General features: G+C 71.4%; 19 protein-coding genes. 7 read left to right on the top strand and 12 right to left on the bottom strand.

Annotated elements, in window-relative coordinates; translation table 11 throughout:
* Nucleotides 1–119: 119 nt before the first annotated feature.
* Complete coding sequence (locus IO40_RS0110840) at nucleotides 120–1,643, bottom strand: gamma-aminobutyraldehyde dehydrogenase (protein ID WP_031175324.1); 1,524 nt, start codon at nucleotides 1,641–1,643, stop codon at nucleotides 120–122.
* A 294-nt stretch (nucleotides 1,644–1,937) separates the two neighbouring features.
* Complete coding sequence (locus tag IO40_RS0110835) at nucleotides 1,938–2,561, bottom strand: DUF4190 domain-containing protein (RefSeq protein WP_031175323.1); 624 nt, start codon at nucleotides 2,559–2,561, stop codon at nucleotides 1,938–1,940.
* A gap of 43 nt (nucleotides 2,562–2,604) precedes the next feature.
* On the opposite strand from IO40_RS0110835, the gene IO40_RS0110830 reads away from it, so the two are divergent.
* The 3 genes from IO40_RS0110830 to IO40_RS0110820 all read left to right on the top strand — a co-directional run bounded on the left by IO40_RS0110830 (nucleotide 2,605) and on the right by IO40_RS0110820 (nucleotide 5,042).
* Nucleotides 2,605–3,762 (top strand): adenosine deaminase, encoded by a 1,158-nt coding sequence (locus IO40_RS0110830; RefSeq protein WP_418952570.1) that lies wholly within the window; start codon nucleotides 2,605–2,607, stop codon nucleotides 3,760–3,762.
* A gap of 110 nt (nucleotides 3,763–3,872) precedes the next feature.
* A complete protein-coding gene (locus tag IO40_RS33420) occupies nucleotides 3,873–4,544 on the top strand; it encodes a glycerophosphodiester phosphodiesterase (protein ID WP_406926715.1) in 672 nt (223 codons plus the stop codon).
* Between the two features lie 135 nt (nucleotides 4,545–4,679).
* The gene (locus IO40_RS0110820) at nucleotides 4,680–5,042 is read left to right on the top strand and encodes a zinc ribbon domain-containing protein (RefSeq protein WP_016470136.1); all 363 of its coding nucleotides are present in this window, start codon (nucleotides 4,680–4,682) and stop codon (nucleotides 5,040–5,042) included.
* A 172-nt stretch (nucleotides 5,043–5,214) separates the two neighbouring features.
* Here IO40_RS0110820 and IO40_RS0110815 read toward each other — a convergent pair whose 3' ends face one another.
* Nucleotides 5,215–6,648, bottom strand: a complete 1,434-nt coding sequence (locus IO40_RS0110815; protein ID WP_031175320.1) for a gamma-aminobutyraldehyde dehydrogenase — start codon at nucleotides 6,646–6,648, stop codon at nucleotides 5,215–5,217.
* 171 nt (nucleotides 6,649–6,819) lie between these two features.
* Between IO40_RS0110815 and IO40_RS0110810 the strand changes: the two genes are divergently transcribed.
* From IO40_RS0110810 to IO40_RS0110795, 4 genes are all read left to right on the top strand, one after another.
* On the top strand, nucleotides 6,820–7,305 hold the full coding sequence (locus tag IO40_RS0110810; protein WP_016470134.1) for an Lrp/AsnC family transcriptional regulator: 486 nt from the start codon (nucleotides 6,820–6,822) through the stop codon (nucleotides 7,303–7,305).
* The gene (locus tag IO40_RS0110805; RefSeq protein ID WP_016470133.1) at nucleotides 7,290–8,696 is read left to right on the top strand and encodes an aspartate aminotransferase family protein; all 1,407 of its coding nucleotides are present in this window, start codon (nucleotides 7,290–7,292) and stop codon (nucleotides 8,694–8,696) included. The genes IO40_RS0110810 and IO40_RS0110805 overlap by 16 nt, the downstream gene beginning before the upstream one ends.
* Before the next feature lie 195 nt (nucleotides 8,697–8,891).
* Complete coding sequence (locus tag IO40_RS0110800; protein WP_016470132.1) at nucleotides 8,892–9,707, top strand: ABC transporter ATP-binding protein; 816 nt, start codon at nucleotides 8,892–8,894, stop codon at nucleotides 9,705–9,707.
* Nucleotides 9,689–11,035: a hypothetical protein gene (locus IO40_RS0110795; RefSeq protein WP_041968439.1), complete on the top strand. Its 1,347-nt coding sequence runs from the start codon at nucleotides 9,689–9,691 to the stop codon at nucleotides 11,033–11,035. Before IO40_RS0110800 ends, IO40_RS0110795 begins: the two co-directional genes overlap by 19 nt.
* A 23-nt stretch (nucleotides 11,036–11,058) precedes the next feature.
* On the opposite strand, the gene IO40_RS0110790 is transcribed toward IO40_RS0110795, so the two are convergent.
* The 9 genes from IO40_RS0110790 to rpsB all read right to left on the bottom strand — a co-directional run bounded on the left by IO40_RS0110790 (nucleotide 11,059) and on the right by rpsB (nucleotide 21,187).
* Nucleotides 11,059–12,132 (bottom strand): ABC transporter ATP-binding protein, encoded by a 1,074-nt coding sequence (locus IO40_RS0110790; protein ID WP_016470130.1) that lies wholly within the window; start codon nucleotides 12,130–12,132, stop codon nucleotides 11,059–11,061.
* Nucleotides 12,132–13,883, bottom strand: a complete 1,752-nt coding sequence (locus IO40_RS0110785; RefSeq protein WP_051719249.1) for an ABC transporter permease — start codon at nucleotides 13,881–13,883, stop codon at nucleotides 12,132–12,134. Before IO40_RS0110785 ends, IO40_RS0110790 begins: the two co-directional genes overlap by 1 nt.
* A complete protein-coding gene (locus IO40_RS0110780; protein ID WP_016470128.1) occupies nucleotides 13,859–14,935 on the bottom strand; it encodes a thiamine ABC transporter substrate-binding protein in 1,077 nt (358 codons plus the stop codon). The genes IO40_RS0110785 and IO40_RS0110780 overlap by 25 nt, the downstream gene beginning before the upstream one ends.
* A 163-nt stretch (nucleotides 14,936–15,098) precedes the next feature.
* On the bottom strand, nucleotides 15,099–16,205 hold the full coding sequence (rlmN, locus tag IO40_RS0110775; protein ID WP_016470127.1) for a dual-specificity RNA methyltransferase RlmN: 1,107 nt from the start codon (nucleotides 16,203–16,205) through the stop codon (nucleotides 15,099–15,101).
* A gap of 67 nt (nucleotides 16,206–16,272) precedes the next feature.
* On the bottom strand, nucleotides 16,273–17,493 hold the full coding sequence (locus tag IO40_RS0110770; RefSeq protein ID WP_016470126.1) for a phosphatidate cytidylyltransferase: 1,221 nt from the start codon (nucleotides 17,491–17,493) through the stop codon (nucleotides 16,273–16,275).
* A 39-nt stretch (nucleotides 17,494–17,532) separates the two neighbouring features.
* Nucleotides 17,533–18,090 carry a ribosome recycling factor gene (gene frr / locus IO40_RS0110765; RefSeq protein ID WP_016470125.1) on the bottom strand — a complete coding sequence of 186 codons (558 nt, stop codon included), beginning with the start codon at nucleotides 18,088–18,090 and terminating at the stop codon, nucleotides 17,533–17,535.
* A gap of 249 nt (nucleotides 18,091–18,339) precedes the next feature.
* Nucleotides 18,340–19,095 carry a UMP kinase gene (pyrH, locus tag IO40_RS0110760; protein ID WP_016470124.1) on the bottom strand — a complete coding sequence of 252 codons (756 nt, stop codon included), beginning with the start codon at nucleotides 19,093–19,095 and terminating at the stop codon, nucleotides 18,340–18,342.
* Between the two features lie 197 nt (nucleotides 19,096–19,292).
* Nucleotides 19,293–20,129 carry a translation elongation factor Ts gene (tsf, locus tag IO40_RS0110755; protein WP_016470123.1) on the bottom strand — a complete coding sequence of 279 codons (837 nt, stop codon included), beginning with the start codon at nucleotides 20,127–20,129 and terminating at the stop codon, nucleotides 19,293–19,295.
* Between the two features lie 155 nt (nucleotides 20,130–20,284).
* On the bottom strand, nucleotides 20,285–21,187 hold the full coding sequence (rpsB, locus tag IO40_RS0110750) for a 30S ribosomal protein S2 (protein WP_016470122.1): 903 nt from the start codon (nucleotides 21,185–21,187) through the stop codon (nucleotides 20,285–20,287).
* Between the last annotated feature and the right edge of the window lie 124 nt (nucleotides 21,188–21,311).

The following is a 21,311-nucleotide window of genomic DNA, read 5'->3' as shown; positions in this document are numbered from 1 at the left end:
CGGCCCGACGGATCTCCGGGCCGACGGCCCCGGCGCCCGCTGTGCGCGGTCGCGGCCAGAAGGCGCGGACGGCTCAAGCACCGGATCGGGGGGCCGCGCGCCCCGGGAGCCCCGGCGGCTCAGCGGTCGCCGAAGACCGTTCGGTGCCAGTCCTTGCGCACGACACCGGTCGTCTCCGACATGACGTGCTTGATCTGTGTGTACTCCTCGAAGGAGTAGGCCGACATGTCCTTGCCGTATCCGGAGGCCTTGTAGCCCCCGTGCGGCATCTCGCTGATGATCGGGATGTGGTCGTTGAGCCAGACGCAGCCGGCCTGGATCTCGCGGGCGGCCCGCCCCGTGCGGAAGACCGACCGGCTCCAGGCGGAGGCCGCCAGCCCGTAGGGGGTGTCGTTGGCCAGGGCGATGGCCTCGTCGTCGGTGTCGAAGGGGAGGACGACGAGGACGGGGCCGAAGATCTCCTGCTGGACGACCTCGCTGTCCTGCGGGGCGCCGGTGATCAGCGTGGGGCGGTAGTAGGCGCCCTTGGCCAGTTCGCCCCCGGGTGCCTCGCCGCCGGTGACGACGGTCGCGTAGGCGCGAGCCCGGTCGACGAACCCGGCCACCCGGTCGCGCTGCGCGTGGGAGATGAGCGGCCCCAGGTCGGTGCCCTCGGCGAACGGGTCGCCGACGCGGACGTCGTTCATCAGGTCGGCCACCGCGCCGACGAACGCGTCGAAGAGCGGACGCTGCACATAGGCGCGGGTGGCCGCGGTGCAGTCCTGCCCGGTGTTGATCAGTGCGCCCGCGACGGCGCCGTGCGCGGCGGCTGCCAGGTCCGCGTCGTCGAAGACGACGAACGGCGCTTTGCCGCCGAGTTCGAGGTGGAGGCGTTTCGCGGGCCGTGAGGCAGTGGTCGCCAGCTCGGCGACGCGCCGGCCGACGGCGGTGGAGCCGGTGAAGGAGGTCATGGCGACGTCGGGGTGGGCGACCAGTGCTTCGCCCGCGTCCCGGCCCGCCCCCGTGACGATGTTGATGACGCCGTCGGGGATGCCGGCGTCCCGCGCGGCCCGGGCGAACATCAGCGAGGTGAGCGGGGTCAGTTCCGAGGGTTTCAGGACGATCGTGTTGCCGGCGGCGACGGCCGGGAGGATCTTCCAGGCCGCCATCTGGAGCGGGTAGTTCCACGGAGCGATGGAACCGATGACGCCCAGCGGTTCACGGCGGATGCTGGAGGTGTGCTCTGCGCTGTACTCGGCCGCCGCGGCGCCGGTCAGGTGGCGGGCCGCACCGGCGAAGAAGGCGACGTTGTCGAACGAGCCGGGCACGTCGAACTCGGCGGACAGCTTCAGCGGCTTGCCGCACTGGAGCGACTCGGCGTACACGAACTCGTCGGTCAGCTCCGCCAGCCTGGTGGCCCAGCGGTGCATCGCGTCCGAGCGTTCGGCCGGGGTGGCCCCCGCCCAGCCGGGGAACGCCTCGCGGGCGGCGCGGACGGCGGCGTCGACGTCGGCGGCTCCGGCCAGTCCATAGGTGAGGACGTCCTCGCCGGTGGCGGGGTCCACGACCGTGTGCGAGCGGCCCGAGGTACCGGGAGTCAGCCGCCCGGCGACGTACTGGGCGCCCGCGGCGAACCGTTCGGACACATCGAAGCGCTGAACCATCGAGGACTCCTGACCACTACGGCGTGCGGCGGACTGCGGCGGCCCGGGGGCGGACGCGTTCGGCGGTCCGCACGCGCGGGGCCCACGGAAGCCGTACGTGGCCGTGCGAGGCCGCACCAAGGCACGCGGTGCGCGAGGCGGCGACCGCGGTCCGGGCCGCTGATGACAGCCGATCCTGACAGGGGTTCGACCATCCAACAAGGGATTCCGTAGGCATCTTTTGATTACGCCACGGAATCTATACCCCGTCCGCCGCTTGTCCCTTGGTTCGGCCCGGGCGCTGTCGCCGGTCCGTCATCGCACCAGGAGGCTGACGCCTCTCGCGTCGTAGGAGCTGCCGCCGCTCCCGCCGCCACCGGTGCCGCCGTCCGTCTCGTCGACGTCCATCGTCAGGACGAGTACCAGCAGCACACTGACGATCACCGACAGCACCAGCCCGACGATGCCCATCACGAACCCGGCCGTCGCCTGCCCCTGCCCGCCCAGCTCGCCCCGGGCCACCCCGCGGCGGGCGCTCACCCCCAGGCAGAGGGCGACGGTGGAGGAGATGACGCTGAGGAAACTCCCCCAGCAGGTGATGATCAGCACGATGCTGACGATTCCGAGCACCATGGCCGCGATGGACTTGCCCGCCGACAGCGGCGGCCCCTGCCAGCCGTACCCGTACGGCGCGTACCCGGCACCGGCCCAGCCTCCCGGGGCCCCTGGAGCACCCGGCCCCCCGGCGGCAGGGGGCGCGCCGGCGTGACCACTCCCGGCGGCGCCCGGTCCCGCGTGGCCGGAGCCCGGCTGGACACCGTAGGAGCGGTTCGGTCCGTCCGGGGCGATCGGGATCGGCGGCGGCTGCTCCTCCGCACCCTCGCCCGCCCCCTGGCCCGGCGCGCCGAAAGGTGGCGGCTGTCCTGCACCGTTGCCCATCGTGCCCCCTCTCGTCCCCACCCGTTCGCTGTTGCCCCATGCTATGCGCCGCCCCCGACACCGCCGGGGGCCGCCAGGGGCGCCCTGCGAACCCGGCCCGCTCCCCCGCGGCGGGCGACGGTCCTACGATGAACCGGTCCCTCAACGGAGCCGGAGGCACCCCTTGTCCGATTCTTCCGACCTGACCGCCTTCATCGCCGGGCTGCCCAAGGCCGAGCTGCACGTCCACCATGTCGGCTCGGCGTCGCCCCGGATCGTCGCGGAGCTGGCGGCCCGGCACCCCGAGGCGGGCGTGCCGGCCGACCCCGAGGAGCTCGCGGCCTACTTCACGTTCACGGACTTCGCGCACTTCATCAAGGTCTACCTCTCCGTGGTGGGCCTCATCCGGGACGCGGAGGACGTGCGGCTGCTCACCTACGAGATCGCCCGCGACATGGCGCGGCAGTCGATCCGCTACGCGGAGCTGACCGTCACCCCCTACAGCTCGGTGCGCCGGGGCATTCCCGACGGCGCGTTCCTGGAGGCGATCGAGGACGCCCGGCACGCCGCCGAGCGGGAACTGGGCGTGGTGCTGCGCTGGGTGTTCGACATCCCGGGCGAGGCGGGGCTGGAGTCGGCGGAGGAGACCACCCGGATCGCCACCGAGATGACTCCCGATGGCCTGATCTCCTTCGGTCTCGGCGGCCCGGAGATCGGCGTCCCCAGGCCGCAGTTCAAGCCGTACTTCGACCGCGCGCTGGCCATCGGGCTGCACAGCGTCCCGCACGCGGGCGAGACGACGGGCCCGGAGACGGTCTGGGACGCCCTCACCTCGCTGCGGGCCGAGCGCATCGGACACGGCACCAGCGCCGTGCGGGACCCGCGGCTGCTGGAGCACCTGGCGGAGAACAGGATTCCGCTGGAGGTGTGCCCCACCTCGAACGTCGCGACCCGGGCCGTGGAGAACCTGGAGAGCCACCCGATCACGGAGATGGTCAAGGCGGGCGTCCTGGTCACCGTCAACAGCGACGACCCACCCATGTTCGGCACCGACCTCAACAACGAGTACGCCATCGCCGCCCGGCTGCTGGGCCTGGACGCGGCCGGGGTCGCCGACCTGGCCCGCAACGCCGTGCGGGCGTCCTTCCTGGACGAGGCGGGGAAGGTCCGGCTGTGCGAGGAGATCGACACCTATCTGGCGTCCTGGCAGCGTCCCGCGTGACCCGGCGGGCGGGGCGGGAGCCGGGCGGGGACCGCACAGCGGCGTCGCCGCCGGACGGGCCGGCCCGGCGGCGGGGCCCGGTGGTCCGTGTCGCGCACCGGGGCGCACCCGTGACCGCGCGGGAGAACACCCTGCCCTCCTTCCGCGCCGCCGTCCTGGCGGGCGCCGACGCCGTGGAACTGGACGTGCGGCTCACTCGGGACGGTGTGCCCGTCGTGCTGCACGACCGCACGCTGGAGCGGCTGTGGGGTCACCGGGTGGCCGTCCCCGCACTGTCGCGGGCACGTCTGGCCCGGCTCGCCCCCGACGTCCCGGCTCTGGCGGAGGCGCTGGCCGCCACCCGTGCCGTGCGCACCCTGATCGACCTTCCCGATCCGGCCGCCGTGACCGCGACCGTCGCCGCCGTGCGCGAGGCGGACGCGGCCGACCGCGTCTACTACTGCGGCGGCCCGCTGGCGATGCGCCGTCTGAGGGCGGCGGACCCGTCGGCCGAGCTGGCGCTCACCTGGGACCGTGCGGCCCCGGTGCGGCCGACGCTGCTGTCCGAGGTGAAGCCGCGCTGGCTCAACTACGGCTTCGGGCTGCTCACCCCCGAGCTGGTGACCCGCGTCCACGCGGACGGCCGCCTGGTCTCGGCGTGGACGGTCGACCGCGTACGCACCATGCACAGGCTGGCGGCCATGGGCGTGGACTCGATCACCACCAACCACATCACCAGGCTGGTACAGGCCCTGGGACCCGGTCCCGCGGGCGGCCCTCCCGCGGACGGCCGAGAGGGCTGACAGGGGCGCAGCAGAGCTGGGACGGCGTTGCCGACAGGGTTGCAGCAGCCCTGTTACACGCGGCGGCTTACGGCGGAAGCGCCCCCGGTGGTTGGCTGCACGGGAGATCCCCGCACGTGTGAACGGAGCCCTCCGGTGATCATCTTCGGCACCTCCAGCAAGCTGGTGCAGCTGGCCATACTGAACCTGCTCTGCGGTTTCTGCGGCAATCCGGCCGCCCACGCGCTGCGCAAGCGGGTCACGAAGTTCTCCCTGTTCTTCATTCCGCTGTTCCCGATCGCACCGGCCAGGCACTCGATCCAGTGCACGTTCTGCGGCGCGCACACCGAGGTCCCCAAGGAGGCGGCGGAGCAGATGCTGGCCCAGAACGGCGCTCCCTCCGGGCACCCCGTTCCCGGGCCGGGCACGAACGGCGCCCCGCAGCAGCCGGGCCCCCAGCCCGGCAACCCCTACGCGGCCCGGCCCCCGCAGCAGCACGGCAACCCCTACAGCTCCTGAAGGCCGCACCCGTGCGGCGGCTCTCGCCGCACCCGGACAGAACGACGGGCCCGCACCCGGAAAGGGCGCGGGCCCGTCGGCCGTGAGCGAGGCCCGAAAGGACGAACAGCACGGCGGGTCTCACAGCGAGGCGGGGCTCACCGGACGGTCCGTCTCACTGCACGGCAGGGACTCACAGCGCGGTCATCACGTGCTTGACCCGCGTGTAGTCCTCCAGCCCGTACATCGACAGGTCCTTGCCGTATCCGGACTTCTTGAAGCCGCCGTGCGGCATCTCGGCGACGAGCGGGATGTGCGTGTTGATCCACACACAGCCGAAGTCGAGCGCCTTGGACATCCGCATGGCGGTGCCGTGGTCGGTCGTCCACACGGACGACGCCAGCGCGTACTCGACGTCGTTGGCCCACTCGACGGCCTGCGCCTCGTCCGTGAACTTCTGGACGGTGATGACCGGTCCGAAGACCTCGTTCTGGATGATCTCGTCGTCCTGCTTGAGGCCGGAGACGACGGTGGGCGCGTAGAAGTAGCCCTTGTCGCCGACGCGCTCGCCGCCCGCCTCGACCTTGGCGTGCGCGGGCAGTCGGTCGATGAAGCCCTCGACCTTCTCCAGGTGCGTGGGGTTGTTCAGCGCGCCGTAGAAGCAGTCCTCGTCGCTCAGGTCGCCGGTCTTGACCTCGGCGGCGGCCTTGGCCAGCGCCTGGACGAACTCGTCGTGGACGCCCTCCTGGACGAGCACCCGGGTGGCGGCCGTGCAGTCCTGGCCGGCGTTGAAGAAACCGCCGTCCCGGATGCCCTCGACGGCTGCCGCGATGTCGGCGTCGTCGAAGACCACACAGGGTGCCTTGCCGCCCAGCTCCAGGTGGACGCGCTTGAGGTCCTTGGCGCCGCTGGCGGCCACCTCCATGCCGGCTCGTACGGACCCGGTGATCGAGGCCATCGCGGGGATCTTGTGCTCGACCAGCAGACGGCCGGTGTCGCGGTCGCCGCACACCACGTTGAAGACACCCTTGGGCAGGATCTCGCCCATGAGCTCGGCCATGAACACGGTGGAGGCCGGGGTGGTGTCGGAGGGCTTGAGGACGACGGTGTTGCCGGCCGCGAGCGCCGGGGCGAACTTCCAGACGGCCATCATCGCCGGGTAGTTCCACGGCGCGACCTGGGCGCACACCCCGATCGGCTCCCGGCGTACGAAGGAGGTGAGGCCCTCCATGTACTCACCGGCCGACTTGCCGTCCAGCATGCGGGCGGCGCCGGCGAAGAAGCGGATCTGGTCGAGCATCATCGGCAGCTCTTCCTGCCGGGTCACCTCCAGCGGCTTGCCGCAGTTCTCGCACTCGATGGCGAGCAGTTCGTCGGCGCGTGCCTCCAGCGCGTCCGCGATCTTGAGAAGGGCCTGCTGGCGGGTACTGGGCGTCGCGTCGCGCCAGGCCGGGAAGGCGGCCTCGGCGGCGGCCATCGCGGCGTCGACGTCGGCGGCACCGGACAGCGGCGCCGTCGCGTACGCCTCACCCGTCGCCGGGTTGACCACCTCGGTGGTCCGGCCGTCAGCGGCGTCCCTGAACTCCCCGTCGATGTAGTTGCGCAGCCGACGCAGCTCGGTGGTCACTTCGCACCCCTCCTGCTCCGTTGTCCAATGGGTGAGACCGCCAGCCTAACCGGCGGAGCCACGTTTTCGATATAGCCAGCCCCATCGAACAACGGAATCAGTTTATCTGTGGCCTCAACGCTGCGGATTACATCGCCTACGGGTTGCGGGACAGCGGAGGTCTCATGCACAGTGGCCTCTGTGGCTCGCGACTCGAAGAAGACAGGCGGCTCCTCCCTGGATGCCGTGTCCCTGGCGATCATCGAACAGCTCCAGGAGGACGGACGGCGTCCGTACGCCGCCATCGGCAAGGCCGTGGGCCTGTCGGAGGCGGCCGTGCGGCAACGCGTCCAGAAACTCCAGGAACAGGGCGTCATGCAGATCGTCGCCGTGACCGATCCGCTCACCGTCGGCTTCATGCGGCAGGCGATGCTCGGCGTCACGGTGGACGGCGACGTCGAACCGGTCGCCGACGCACTCGCGGAGATCGACGAGGTCGACTACGTGGTGATCGCGGCGGGCTCGTTCGATCTGCTGGTCGAGATCGTGTGCCACGACGACGCCCATCTGCTCGAGCTGATCAACAAACGCATCCGGGCGCTGCCGGGCGTGCGCTCGACCGAGAGCTTCGTCTACCTCAAGCTGCGCAAGCAGACCTACACATGGGGAACGCGATAACAGTGAGCAAGGACAGTCACGCCACCCAGGGGAGCAAGGACCTCTCCCGCACCGCGAACGACCACCTGTGGATGCACTTCACCCGCATGTCGTCGTACCGGGACGCACCGGTGCCGACCATCGCCCGCGGTGAGGGCGTCTACATCTACGACACCGACGGCAAGCGCTACCTCGACGGCCTGGCCGGACTGTTCGTCGTCCAGGCGGGGCACGGCCGCGCCGAACTGGCCGAGGCGGCCAACAAGCAGGCCCAGGACCTCGCGTTCTTCCCCATCTGGTCCTACGCGCACCCCAAGGCCGTCGAGCTGGCCGAGCGGCTCGCCCACTACGCCCCCGGTGACCTGAACAAGGTGTTCTTCACCACGGGCGGCGGCGAGGCCGTCGAGACGGCCTGGAAACTGGCCAAGCAGTACCACAAGCTGACCGGCAACCCGATGAAGCACAAGGTCATCTCCCGCGCGGTCGCCTACCACGGCACCCCGCAGGGCGCCCTGTCCATCACCGGTCTGCCCGCCCTCAAGGCGCCGTTCGAGCCGCTGGTCCCCGGCGCCCACAAGGTGCCGAACACCAATATCTACCGCGCCCCGATCCACGGCGACGACCCGGAGGCCTTCGGCCGCTGGGCCGCCGACCAGATCGAGCAGCAGATCCTCTTCGAGGGCCCGGAGACCGTCGCCGCGGTCTTCCTGGAGCCCGTGCAGAACGCCGGCGGCTGCTTCCCGCCGCCGCCCGGCTACTTCCAGCGGGTCCGCGAGATCTGCGACCAGTACGACGTGCTGCTCGTCTCCGACGAGGTCATCTGCGCCTTCGGCCGGCTGGGCACCTTCTTCGCCTGTGACAAGTTCGGCTACGTGCCGGACATCATCACCTGCGCCAAGGGCATGACCTCCGGGTACTCCCCGATAGGCGCCGCGATCGTCTCCGACCGCATCGCCGAGCCCTTCTACGAGGGCGACAACACCTTCCTGCACGGCTACACCTTCGGCGGCCACCCGGTCTCCTCGGCGGTCGCCCTCGCCAACCTCGACATCTTCGAGCGCGAAGGCCTCAACCAGCACGTGCTCGACAACGAGGCGAACTTCTTCAACACGCTGAAGAAGCTGCACGACCTGCCGATCGTCGGCGACGTCCGCGGAAACGGCTTCTTCTACGGCATCGAGCTGGTCAAGGACAAGGCCACCAAGGAGACGTTCACGGAGGAGGAGTCCGAGCGCGTCCTGTACGGCTTCCTGTCCAAGGCACTGTTCGACAACGGTCTCTACTGCCGTGCCGACGACCGCGGCGACCCGGTCGTCCAGCTGGCCCCGCCGCTGATCTCCGACCAGAAGGTCTTCGACGAGGCCGAGCAGATCCTCCGCGCGGTCCTCACCGAGGCGTGGACGAAGCTCTGAGCGACGCGGCCCCGAGCAGCCCGGCGCCCCGCTGAACGGCGGCCCGCCCATCACAGCGGAAGGGTGCTGACGGGCGGGTGACCGCGGTGCACGTTCCCCCGGAGGCGGGGGCATCGGTCCAGTGACCGATGCCCCCGCCTCTCGTTTCACCCTTCAGAGGGAGCGACGGCTCGCGATGTTGAGTGAGGTGCTCATATGACCGCCCCGCCGGACGACGTGCTCTGGGCGCGCGGACTGCATTACACCTACGACGGCTCGCCCGCGCTGCGCGGGGTCTCCTTCGGCGTCCGGGAGGGGGAGATCGTCGCCGTCGCCGGGCCGCGGGGCAGCGGAAAGAGCACACTGCTGCGCTGTCTGTCCGGGCAGACCCTGCCCTCCGAAGGCGAAGTCTGGTTCAACAGCCGCCCCGTGCACACCCTCAGCCGTGCCGCACGCGAACGGCTGCGGCTGCACCGGTTCGGCTGGATCGACAGCACCCCCCGCCTCGTCCCGGAACTGACCGCCTGGGAGAACGCCGCACTGCCGCTGCTGCTGCACGGCACCGGCTACCGCGCCGCCCGCACCGCGGCCCGCGCCTGGCTGGAACGGCTGGACGTGGGCGACTGCGCGGGCAAACGGCCCGCCGCACTCCGGCAGGCAGAACGGCAACGCGTCGCCGTGGCCCGCGCACTGGTCCACTCCCCCGCCGTCCTGTTCGCCGACGAGCCCACCGCGCCCCTGCACCGCACCGACCGCGCCCAGGTGCTGCGGGCCCTCAGCGCCGCCGCCCGCTCGCACGGCATCACCGTCGTCCTGGCCACCCACGACCTGACCCTCACCCCGGCCGCCCGTACCGCGGACGCGACAGGCGCGGCACTCGCCGACCGGATCGTCACCCTCGCCGACGGGCGCCGGGGCCGCACCCCGGTCCGCGAAGCCCCGGCGCACGACACCCCGTTCGACACCGCCCCCGGGAACACACCCGTGCGGACCGGTCCCGAGGACTCGGCAGCGTGCTCACTCTCCGTCTGACCCTCTCCGCCCCGCCGCTGGCCCTGCTGCTGCGGCTGCTGCTCCTGTGCTCCTCCGCCGCCGTCGGACTGCTGCTGCTGAGCACCCTTTCCCACGCGCTGGAACACCCTGGCCATCCCGGCGGGGCCCTCTCCGGGCTGGCCTGGTGCCTCGTTCCGCTGGCCGTCACCGCCCGGCTCTCCGCCGCCCTCGGGGATACGGCGCCCGCCCCCGAGGCCCGAGGCGGACTGACCGCAGCGGGGCTGGGCCCGCTGCGGATCGCCCTGCTGGCCGCACGGACCGCCGCGGCACCGTGCATGCTGGGCAGCGCTCTGACGCTGTTGGTGTGCGTACGGGCCGGCACACACGCGGTGCCGCCGTCCGGTGCCGTTCTCGGGCTGCCGCTGCCCGGCCCGTCGCTGCCCCTGCCCGCGGCACTGACCCTGCTGAGCGCCGCCCCGGTGCTGGCCGCCACCGCCGCCGCCTGGGGTGCGAGGGAGGGCCGTCCCCCGGCGCGTCCGCCCGCCCCCGCCTCCCGGAAAACCGGCGCCACTGGCCACGAGAGCGCCACCGCTTCCCGGGAAGCCTCGACCGCCGTCCCGCAACCCGCCGTCCCCTTCCGGAAACCCGTCGCAGTCCTCGGTTCCACGCCGGCCGCCACCGAGGACGCCCACGCGGCCCCGCAGGGGCAGGAAGACCGCTCCGCCGCCTTCCGGACCGGACTGGCCACCGGGCTCCTGCTGGCCGCCTGCGGGCTGCTGCTGGCCCGTCTCGCCGCCCAGCGCGCCCTGACCGGCACCGGCCCCGCCGCGCACGCGGGCTCGGTGATGACAGCCGGACACACCCCGGCCGACGCGCTGGCGGCCTCCCTGCTGCCCGCGGGCTGGCTGCTGGCCGCCTGCGGACTGGTACTGGCCGGACCGGGCCTCCTCGCCCTGGGCGGCCGACTGCTGACCAACGGGCAACCCGGCCCCGCACGCCTGCTGGCGGGACGCTCCCTCGCCGGGGAAGCCTCCTGGAGCGGCCGGCCGCTGGGGGCGCTGAGCGCGGTGGCGGCTGCCACGACAGCGCTGGCCCTGACCCTGCTCGCCGGCGCGCAGGCCGCTCTGCCCGGGCCACTGGCCGCTCTGGCCGCGCTCTCGGTCGCCTGCTGTGTGGTGGGGACGTGGCTGGCGGTGCGCTCCCGGGTACGGGACAGCCACGTACCGCTCGGCGAGCTGCTGGACCGGCTCGGGGCGCCCCGACGAGTGCGCCGGTCGGTGACGTTGCTGCGGGCCGCCGTCCTCACGACGGTGTTCGTTCTCCTCGCGGCCCCCGCCGGCGCGCTCGCGGCGCTGCCGCCGCACTGACAGACACAGCCCCGCCCAGAAAGTCAGCCAGCGGCGGAGGCGGCCTCCGACTCCTCCCGCTGGTCGTCCGCGCCGTCGAGAGGCACCACCTCGCGGGGGTCGAAAACGGCACCCACCCGGGCGCCCTCCTCGGGCGCGTCCCGCAGTGTGCAGGCGGCCTCCAGCGGGGGCCCTTCAGCCGGACGCAGCAGCACGGTCACCGTGGAGGCGTCCCCGCCACGGAAGGTGCGGGCCTCCACGGTGCAGGGCAGCCCCTCTTCCGGGGCGCGCAGCAGTACCCCGCCCGGGCGGACCAGCAGCAGTGTGCGTCCCTGTGGTGTGCCGGCGGGGACGGGCAGTTTCCCCCACACGGTGTCGGCCGCCTCGCCGTGCACGGTGGCGGCGACGATGTTGTCGAAGCCGAGGAAACGGGCCACGAACGCGGACGCAGGCCGCTGCCAGACCTCCAGCGGTGTCCCCGTCTGCGCTATTCGGCCGTCCCGCATGACGACCACCCGGTCGGCGAGGGCGAACGCCTCACCGTGGTCGTGCGTGACGGCGAGCACTGTCGTACCGAGCCGCCGGAAGAGGCCGCGCAGTTCGACGACGAGCCGTTCACGCAGCCCGCGGTCGAGCTGCCCCAGCGGCTCGTCCAGCATCAGCAGCCGGGGCTCGGGCGCCAGGGCACGGGCCAGGGCCACCCGCTGCTGTTCGCCGCCGGACAGTGCGGTGACGGCGCGCCGCCCCGCCTGGGGCAGGCCCACCAGGTCGAGCAGTTCACCGACCCGCCGGTCGGTCTCGGCCCGGCCCATGCGGTGCATGCGCGGCCCGAAGGAGACGTTCCCGGCCACGTCGCGCTGGGGGAAGAGCTGGTGGTCCTGGAACATCAGGCCGACGCCCCGCTTGTGCGGCGGTACGTCGCGCTGGTCGCGCCCCGACAGCAGGACCCGGCCCGCGTCGGGCTGCTGGAGTCCGGCCACCACGCGCAGCAGGGTGGACTTGCCGCTGCCGCTGGGGCCCAGGACGCAGACCGTCTCGTGCTCGGCGACCTCCAGGTCGACCGAGTCCAGTGCGGCCCGCTCGCCGAACCGCACAGTCACGCCGTCCAGCCGCAGCATCAGAACTCCCCCTGGCTGTCGGTTCTCACACGTTCGAGTGCGAAGAGGACTCCCGCGCACACGAGCATCAGCAGTGTGCTGAGCGCCATCGCCTGGCCGTAGTTGGACTCCCCGGCGCGGCCCAGCATGCGGGCGACGGCCACCGGCAGGGTCGGACTGTCGGGGCGGGCGATGAACACGGTGGCCCCGAACTCACCCAGCGAGACGGCGAACGCGAACCCGGCGGCCACCAGCAGCGCCCGCCGCACCAGCGGGAAGTCCACCTCCCGCCAGGCGCGCAGCGGCGAGGCTCCCAGTACGGCGGCGGCCTCCCGCAGCCGGGTGTCCACGGCCCGGAGCACCGGCAGCATGGTGCGGATGACGAACGGCACACCCACCAGCGCCTGGGCGAGCGGCACCAGGATCCAGCTCGACCGCAGATCCAGCGGGGGCTCGTCCAGGGCGATCAGGAAGCCGAACCCGACGGTGACGGCGGAGGTGCCCAGCGGCAGCATCAGCAGCGCGTCGAAACCCCGCACCAGCCGGTCGGCGGCCCGTGGGCCCCGTCCGGCGCCGGGCCGCGGACGGGACCGTACCGTCAGCGCCGCTGCGGCCAGGCCGCCCACCAGCAGGGCGATGCCCGTCGCCACGGACGCGTACGCCAGGGAGTTGCCGACGGCCTCCACCGGGGCGACGGTGAACGTGGCACTGTCGGACTGTCCCGACAGTGCGCGGAAATGGGCGAGCCCGAATCCGTCCGGTCCGTCGAAAGCGCGCAGCACCAGGACCGCGAGCGGCAGAACGGTCAGTACGCAGATTGTCACCAGAACGGCGGACAGAACCGCCCACTGGCCCGCCCCCGCAGGACGGTGCGCGGTCTGCTCGGCGGGGACCAGCCGCAGTGCCGTCTCCCGTTTCCGCAACGACCAGGCGTGCACCGACAACAGCGCGGCGACGGCGGCGAACTGGATGAGCGTCAGCACGGCGGCTGTCGGCAGGTCCAGCAAGGTGGCGGTCTGGCGGTAGATCTCCACCTCCAGCGTGGCGAAGCGGGGCCGGCCGAGCACCTGGATGACACCGAAGCTGGTGAAGGTGAACAGGAAGACGATCAGCGCCGCAGCTCCCACGGACGGGGCCAGCGCGGGCAGGGTGACGCGCCGCCACGCCGTGAGGCGCCCGGCCCCCAGCATCCTGGCGGCCTCCTCCTGGCGGGGGTCCAGCTGGGACCAGAAACCGCCCACTGTGCGGATGACGACGGAGTAGTTGAGCAGGACGTGCGCCAGCAGGATGGCCCACACGCTGGTGTCCAGCCGCACCCCGAACCACTCGTCCAGCACCCCTCCGCGTCCGGCCAGTGCGAGGAACGCCGAGCCGACGACGACCGTCGGCAGCACGAACGGAACCGTCACCAGGGCGCGCAGCAGACGCTTGCCGGGGAAGTCGAGCCGGGCGAACACCCATGCGCCGGGCAGTGCCAGCGCGAGGGTGAGGGCCGTGGAGGCGGCGGCCTGCCAGACGGTGAACCACAGCACCTGGAGGATGTCCGGGTCGCCGGCCACCTGCCCGATGCGGTCGAGGTGCCAGTGCCCGCCGGCGCGCAGCCCCCGGCTCACGATGGCGAGCACGGGGTAACCGAAGAAGACGGCGAAGAACGCCATCGGTACGCCCATCAGCGCCAGCCGCACCCAGGGCCCGCGCGTCCCCGCACGGGCCCGGGTGCCGACCGGGGGCGCGGCCGGTGAGGCGGTCACTTCACGGCGAGCGAGGTCCACGTCTTGATCCAGCGCTCACGGTTGTCGGCGATCTTCTTCGGCGCCAGCGTGCGGGGGTTGTCGACGGTCTCGCCATACTCGGTGAACAGCCGCGGCAGCTTCGCGTCCTCGCGGACCGGGTCGACGAACATCTGGAGCGGCAGGTCCTCCTGGAACCGCTTGCTGAGCAGGAAGTCCAGCAGGGCCTTGCCGCCCTTGGTGTTCCGGGCGCCGCTGAGCAGTCCGGCGTACTCGGTCTGCTGGAAGCATGTGCCCTTGGCGACGCCGGTCGGTGCCTGCTTCGGGGGGTGCTTGTCGCCCAGTACCTCCACGGGCGGGCTGGAGGCGTAGGAGACCACGAGTGGCTTGTCGCCCTGGCCCTTGCCCGCGCGGGAGCCGGTGAAGCGGTCCTGGTAGGCCTGCTCCCAGCTGTCGACAACCTCGACACCGTTGGCGCGCAGCTTCTTCCAGTAGCCCTGCCAGCCCGCCTCGCCGTACTCGGCGACGGTGGCCAGGACGAACGCCAGCCCCGGCGAGGAGTTGGCCGCGTCCTCGGTCACGAGCAAGTTCTTGTAGCGGGGCTTGGTCAGATCCGCCAGGGTGCGGGGCGGGTCCAGCTTCTTGTCGGCGAACCACTTGCGGTCGTAGTTGACACACACACTGCCCGTGTCGACGGGGGTGACGCGGTGCTTGCCGGAATCGGGCTGGAGCCCGGCGGGCACCTTGTCCAGCCCCTTGGCCCGGTAGGGCGCGAAGACGCCCTTGCCGAGAGGGCGGGAGAGGAGGGTGTTGTCCACCCCGAAGAAGACATCGCCCTGCGGGTTGTCCTTGTTGAGCACCGCCTGGTTGACGGCGGCACCCGCGTCACCGCCGCGCAGCACCTTGACCTTGTAGCCGGTCTTCTCGGTGAAGTCCGCGAGGACCGACTTCGACGCGGCGAAGGAGTCGTGGGTGACGAGGGTGACGGTCTTGGCGTCGTCGTCCCCGCCCGGTCCGCCGCAGGCGGTGGCGAGAACGGCGAGGGCGAGGACGGCGGTGGTGGCGGCAGCAGCGCGCCGCACATTCGTGTTCATCAGTGCATCGACTTCCTACCCGGCATGACCCGGGCGAGGTTCGAGGGTCTGCGGCGCGCACGGACGTACGGCCGCACTCTCAGCGCTGTGGGCGCTCCCCTGTCGGCTGTTCGGTTGTGGGGGCCGTGCGGACACGGCCCGTTCGAACACTATCAGTCAGGCATCAGCGTTCGGTGGCCGCGAGCTGCCCGCACGCTCCGTCGATCTCCTGGCCCCGGGTGTCCCGTACGGTCACCGGTACACCGTGCAGTTCCAGCGTCCTGACGAACTCCGCCTCGTCCTCCGGACGGGACGCGGTCCACTTGGAGCCGGGAGTCGGATTCAGCGGGATGAGGTTGACGTGCACCCGCTTGCCCTTCAGCAGCCGGCCCAGCAGGTCGGCCCGCCACGCCTGATCGTTGATGTCCTTGATCAGCGCGTACTCGATGGAGACGCGGCGCCCGGACTTGGCCGCGTACTCCCAGGCCGCGTCCAGCACCTCCCGCACCTTCCAGCGGGTGTTGACCGGCACCAGGGTGTCGCGCAGCTCGTCGTCCGGAGCGTGCAGCGAGACGGCCAGCCGGCACTTGAAGCCCTCGTCGGCGAAGCGCAGCATGGCCGGCACCAGACCGACGGTGGAGACGGTGATCCCGCGCTGGGAAAGCCCCAGTCCGTCCGGCTCCGGATCGGTCAGCCGGCGGATCGCTCCGACGACGCGGTTGTAGTTGGCCAGCGGCTCGCCCATGCCCATGAAGACGATGTTGGACAGCCGGGCCGGACCCCCGGGAACCTCGCCGTCACGCAGCGCGCGCATACCGTCGACGATCTGGTGCACGATCTCGGCGGTGGACAGGTTCCGGTCGAGCCCCGCCTGCCCGGTGGCGCAGAACGGGCAGTTCATGCCGCAGCCCGCCTGGGAGCTGATGCACATGGTCACCCGGTCCGGGTAGCGCATCAGCACGGACTCCACCAGCGTCCCGTCGTGCAGCCGCCACAGGGTCTTGCGGGTGGCGTCGTCGTCACAGCTGATGTGCCGCACCACGCTCATCAGGTCGGGCAGCAGCTCGGCGGCCAGCTTCTCGCGGGACGCGGCGGGGATGTCCGTCCACTGCTCGGGACGGTGCTCCAGCCGCGCGAAGTAGTGCTGCGAGAGCTGCTTGGCGCGGAACGGCTTCTCCCCGGCGGCAGCGACGGCCTCCCGCCGCTGCTCGGGAGTGAGGTCGGCAAGATGCCGCGGCGGCTTCTTGGCTCCGCGCGGTGCGACGAACGTGAGTTCTCCGGGTGCAGGCATAACCCTCCCAGTGTCGCAGACGCGCGAGGGAGCCCGGTCCGGTACGGCCCGGCCAGGCGGACCGGGGTCAGCCCGCCCCGACGAAGACCACCAGGAGCAGCCAGACGACAGGTGCGGTCGGCAGCAGGGAGTCGAGGCGGTCCATGATGCCGCCGTGGCCGGGCAGCATGGTGCCCATGTCCTTGATGCCCAGATCGCGTTTGATCATGGACTCGCCCAGGTCGCCCAGCGTGGCACTGAGGGCGACGGCCAGGCCCAGCAGCAGGCCCTGCCACCAGCTGCCGCCGTCGATGAGGAACTGGGTGCACAGCGCGCCCGCCGCCATGGCGAACGCCACCGCGCCGATCAGCCCCTCCCGGGTCTTGCCGGGGCTGATCCGGGGCGCCAGCTTCCGCTTGCCGAAGCGCCAGCCCACCGCGTAGGCGCCGGTATCGCTCACGACGGTGAGGATGAGGAAGGTCAGCACCCGCCTGGGCCCGTCGTCGGCGGCGAGCATGAGCGCAACGAAAGTGGCGAGGAACGGCACGTAGAAAGCGGCGAACAGGCCGGCTGTCACATCGCGCAGATAGTCCGAGGGTGGCTGCGCCATACGCCACACCAGGACCGCGAGCGCGGTGAGGGCCATGGCGATCCAGGCCCCCTCGGCCCCCCGCAGATACCCGGCGATCGTCATGGCGGCGCCACCGAGCGCGAGCGGCACCAGAGGGGCGCGGATGCCCTTGCGCTCCTTCAGCCGGCTGGTCAGCTCCCACAGGCCGACGGCGACCGCCACCACGATGACGCCGAGGAAGACGGGCTTGTACAGGAAGAGCGAGGCCAGGACGACCACGCCGAGGACGAGGCCGACCCCTATGGCGGCGCGCAGATCCCGCCCCGCGCGCTTTTTGCCCTCCCCCGCGGCGGGCGCGGGGGCGGGTGCTGAGGCATCCTGCGACTGCTGCTGCGGTCCCTGGGGCGGCTCCTGCCTGCCGTGCGGCGCGGGACCGCCGGCGGCACCGTACGCGGAGCCGTGCAGGCCCGGACGGCCGGGGCGGGCAGGGTCGCCGGGACCGTCGGAAGGGCCGGAGCGGCCGTTCTGGTCCCCGGAGCCCTGGGGGTCGGACACGGTGGGCATACGCCGAGTCTGCGCCGCATCACCGCCCACGTCGTGCACAGGGGCGCTCACGTCGTGGGCGGGGAGGTGACCATCGCCCGGGCGGGGCATCGCCGTGGGGGCGGAGGGCACCTGATCGCCGGTGCCCCGGTACCCGGTGTGCGGTTGCGGCGCTCCCCAGGATGAGTCGTTCACAGATAGCAGCCTTCGACCTCGGACCTTGAGACGGTGACCTCAGACTTCGAGCAGCTCGGCCTCCTTGTGCTTGAGCAGCTCGTCCACCTGCGCCACGTACTTGGCGGTGGTGTCGTCGAGCTCCTTCTCGCCCCTGCGGCCCTCGTCCTCACCGACCTCGCCGTCCTTGACGGCCTTGTCGATGGCCTCCTTGGCCTTGCGGCGGACGCTGCGGATCGAGATCTTGGCGTCCTCGCCCTTGTTCTTGGCGACCTTGATGTACTCGCGGCGGCGCTCCTCCGTCAGCTCGGGGAACGTCACCCGGATGATATTGCCGTCGTTCGAGGGGTTGACGCCCAGATCCGAGTCGCGGATGGCCTGCTCGATGTTGCGCAGCGAGCTCTTGTCGAACGGAGTCACCACGGCCATTCGGGGCTCCGGTACGGAGAAGGACGCCAGCTGGTTGATCGGCGTCATCGTGCCGTAGTACTCCGCCAAGATCTTGTTGAACATCGCCGGGTGCGCACGGCCGGTGCGGATCGCGGCGAAGTCCTCCTTGGCGACGACGACCGCCTTCTCCATCTTTTCCTCGGCTTCGAGGAGGGTCTCTTCGATCACCACGTGCTCCTGGTTCGGTGAATGAGCCTGACTGCTTCGTCCGGGGCTGTGAGGTGACGGCCGCCCCGCGGGCCGCCCCGGCCCCCGCAGTGCCCTGATGCCTGCACGGTGTACGACCGGCAGGCCGTTGTCCATCCCCGTACCGGGCCGTTCCGGCGCCCCGGTGTTGCCGGCGGCGCCCCGGGTGCTCCGGCCCCGCGGGTCCGGTGCACGGGCCGCCGGACCGGTGGGGGACGCCGGCGCGGCCGGTCAGACCCTGGTGCCCTGGTTGCTCACCAGAGTGCCGATCTTCTCACCCTTGACCGCGCGGGCGATATTGCCTTCGGCAAGCAGCTCGAAGACGAGGATCGGCAGCTTGTTGTCACGGCAGAGGGTGATCGCGGTCATGTCGGCGACCTTCAGGTCGCGGGTGATGACCTCGCCGTACTCCAGCGCGTCGAACTTCACCGCGGCCGGGTTGGTCCGGGGGTCGGAGTCGTAGACGCCGTCCACGCCGTTCTTCCCCATCAGCATCACCTCGGCGTTGATCTCCAGCGCACGCTGGGCCGCGGTGGTGTCGGTGGAGAAGTACGGCATGCCCATACCGGCGCCGAAGATCACGACGCGGCCCTTCTCCAGGTGCCGCACGGCGCGCAGCGGGATGTAGGGCTCGGCGACCTGCCCCATGGTGATGGCGGTCTGCACGCGCGTCTCGATGCCCTCCTTCTCCAGGAAGTCCTGGAGGGCGAGGCAGTTCATGACCGTACCGAGCATGCCCATGTAGTCGGAGCGGGCCCGGTCCATGCCGCGCTGCTGGAGTTCGGCACCGCGGAAGAAGTTGCCGCCGCCGATGACGACGGCGATCTCGGCGCCGTCGCGGACGACCGAGGCGATCTCCCGTGCCACCTTGTGCACGACGTCGGGGTCGACACCGAGTCCGCCGCCGCCGGCGAACGCCTCCCCGGAGAGCTTGAGCAGGAAGCGCCGACGGCCGTGCCTGTCTTTGCCGGTGTCATTGCTGGTCATGGAGATCTCCTCGTGCACATACGAAAGAGGCCACTGCCGTCGGACCCTCGCGGTTCCCTCTGCGGCAATGGCCTCCTCGTCACAACTGCCCTGTGCCCGACCTTATCGGGCCCGTGCCGGTTCCGTGCGTGTGCCCGGTGTGCCCGGAACGCACGCGCGACGGAACCGGCCTGCGGGATACGTCAGGACCGGGGCCCTCAGGCGCCGACGCGGAAGCGGGCGAAGCGCTTCAGCGAAACGCCGGCCTCCTCCAGCACCTTCTGGACGGACTTCTTGTTGTCCTTGGCGAACGGCTGGTCGAGGAGGGTGTTCTCCTTGAAGAAGCCGTTGACGCGACCCTCGATGATCTTCGGGAGGGCCTGCTCCGGCTTGCCCTCCTCGCGCGCGGTCTCCTCGGCGATGCGGCGCTCGTTGGCGACGGTCTCGGCCGGGACGTCCTCGCGGCTCAGGTAGGCCGGCGAGAAGGCGGCGATGTGCTGCGCGACGTCCTTGGCGATGTCCGCGTTGGCCGAGTCCAGCTCGACGAGCACGCCGACCTGCGGCGGCAGGTCCGGGCTGGTGCGGTGCAGGTAGGAGCCCACGTAGGCGCCGGAGAACTGCGCGAAGCGGTCCAGCACGATCTTCTCGCCGAGGGTGGCGTTGGCCTCGTCGACGTACGCCTGGACGGTCTTGCCGGACTCGATCTCGGAGGCGAGCAGCGCCTCGATGTCGGCCGGGGAGGTGGCCTCGACGTGCGCGGCGATGGCCTCGGCGACGGCGATGAACTTCTCACCCTTGGCTACGAAGTCCGTCTCGCACTTCAGCTCGACCAGCACACCGGCGGTGCTGTCGTCGGCGATACGGGCGATGATCGCACCGTTCTCGGCGGTACGGCTCTCGCGCTTGGCGACGCCCTTCTGGCCCTTGACGCGCAGGACCTCGACGGCCTTGTCGACGTTGCCCTCGGCCTCGTCCAGCGCCTTCTTGCAGTCCATCATGCCGGCGCCGGTCAGCTCCCGGAGCTTCTTGACGTCGGCGGCGGTGTAGTTCGCCATGGTCTGTGAATCTCTTCCCGGAAAGTCGAAAAGTCAGTGGGATGGTTCGGAGTCACGCGGCAACGGCCCAGGTCACGGCTGTACGGCGGGGGCACTCGGCCCCCGCCGTCTCACTGTGCGCCGCTGGGGCCCACGTGATCCACGTGGACCGAGGGTCAGCCCTGCTGCTCGGCCGGAGCGGCGGACTGCTCGGCCGGAGCGGCAGCCTGCTCGCCCTCGGCAGCCTGCGGCTGGGCCTCGGCGGCAGCCTGCTCGCCCTCGGCGGCCGGCTTCTCGGCGGCCTTCTCGCCCTCCAGCAGGTCACGCTCCCACTCGGCCAGCGGCTCACCGGCGGCCTTGTCGCCCTTGCCCTCGCCGGAACCACCGGACGAACGGGCGATGAGGCCCTCGGCGACCGCGTCGGCGATCACGCGGGTCAGCAGGGTGACGGAGCGGATCGCGTCGTCGTTGCCCGGGATCTTGTAGTCGACCTCGTCCGGGTCGCAGTTGGTGTCGAGGATCGCGACCACCGGGATGTTGAGCTTGCGCGCCTCACCGACGGCGATGTGCTCCTTCTTGGTGTCCACGATCCAGACGGCGCTCGGCACCTTCTGCATCTCGCGGATACCGCCGAGGGTCTTCTCCAGCTTGGCCTTCTCGCGGGAGAGGACCAGCAGCTCCTTCTTGGTCAGACCGGAGGCGGCCACGTCCTCGAAGTCGATCTGCTCCAGCTCCTTGAGGCGCTGGAGCCGCTTGTAGACGGTCGAGAAGTTGGTCAGCATGCCGCCGAGCCAGCGCTGGTTCACGTAGGGCATGCCCACGCGGGTGGCCTGCTCGGCGATGGCCTCCTGGGCCTGCTTCTTGGTGCCGACGAACATGATGGAGCCGCCGTGCGCGACGGTCTCCTTGACGAACTCGTAGGCGCGGTCGATGTACGACAGCGACTGGAGCAGGTCGATGATGTAGATGCCGTTGCGCTCGGTGAAGATGAAGCGCTTCATCTTCGGGTTCCAGCGGCGGGTCTGGTGCCCGAAGTGGACGCCGCTCTCCAGCAGCTCCCGCATCGTGACGACGGCCATGGCCGTTCTCCTTGAGTTGTTCGGTTCCGTCAGCGAGGGCGGACGCCCCCACTTGCCTGACGCCCCTGCGCGCCGCCCTGGAGGGCCGTCCTGCGACGGTTCCTGGGACCGAGATGCGCGGGCC

The organism is Streptomyces albus subsp. albus (assembly GCF_000725885.1).
Lineage (GTDB): Bacteria > Actinomycetota > Actinomycetes > Streptomycetales > Streptomycetaceae > Streptomyces > Streptomyces albus.
This window is presented reverse-complemented; position numbering and strand designations above follow the sequence as displayed.

Bases quoted from the DNA above. Each gene is read 5' to 3' on its own strand.
- IO40_RS0110840 (WP_031175324.1), bottom strand. From the start codon at position 1,643: ATGGTTCAGCGCTTCGATGTGTCCGAACGGTTCGCCGCGGGCGCCCAG.
- IO40_RS0110835 (WP_031175323.1), bottom strand. From the start codon at position 2,561: ATGGGCAACGGTGCAGGACAGCCGCCACCTTTCGGCGCGCCGGGCCAG.
- IO40_RS0110830 (WP_418952570.1), top strand. From the start codon at position 2,605: ATGCGCCGCCCCCGACACCGCCGGGGGCCGCCAGGGGCGCCCTGCGAA.
- IO40_RS0110805 (WP_016470133.1), top strand. From the start codon at position 7,290: ATGGGGAACGCGATAACAGTGAGCAAGGACAGTCACGCCACCCAGGGG.
- IO40_RS0110800 (WP_016470132.1), top strand. From the start codon at position 8,892: ATGACCGCCCCGCCGGACGACGTGCTCTGGGCGCGCGGACTGCATTAC.
- IO40_RS0110790 (WP_016470130.1), bottom strand. From the start codon at position 12,132: ATGCTGCGGCTGGACGGCGTGACTGTGCGGTTCGGCGAGCGGGCCGCA.
- IO40_RS0110780 (WP_016470128.1), bottom strand. From the start codon at position 14,935: ATGAACACGAATGTGCGGCGCGCTGCTGCCGCCACCACCGCCGTCCTC.
- rlmN (WP_016470127.1), bottom strand. From the start codon at position 16,205: ATGCCTGCACCCGGAGAACTCACGTTCGTCGCACCGCGCGGAGCCAAG.
- pyrH (WP_016470124.1), bottom strand. From the start codon at position 19,095: ATGACCAGCAATGACACCGGCAAAGACAGGCACGGCCGTCGGCGCTTC.
- tsf (WP_016470123.1), bottom strand. From the start codon at position 20,129: ATGGCGAACTACACCGCCGCCGACGTCAAGAAGCTCCGGGAGCTGACC.
- rpsB (WP_016470122.1), bottom strand. From the start codon at position 21,187: ATGGCCGTCGTCACGATGCGGGAGCTGCTGGAGAGCGGCGTCCACTTC.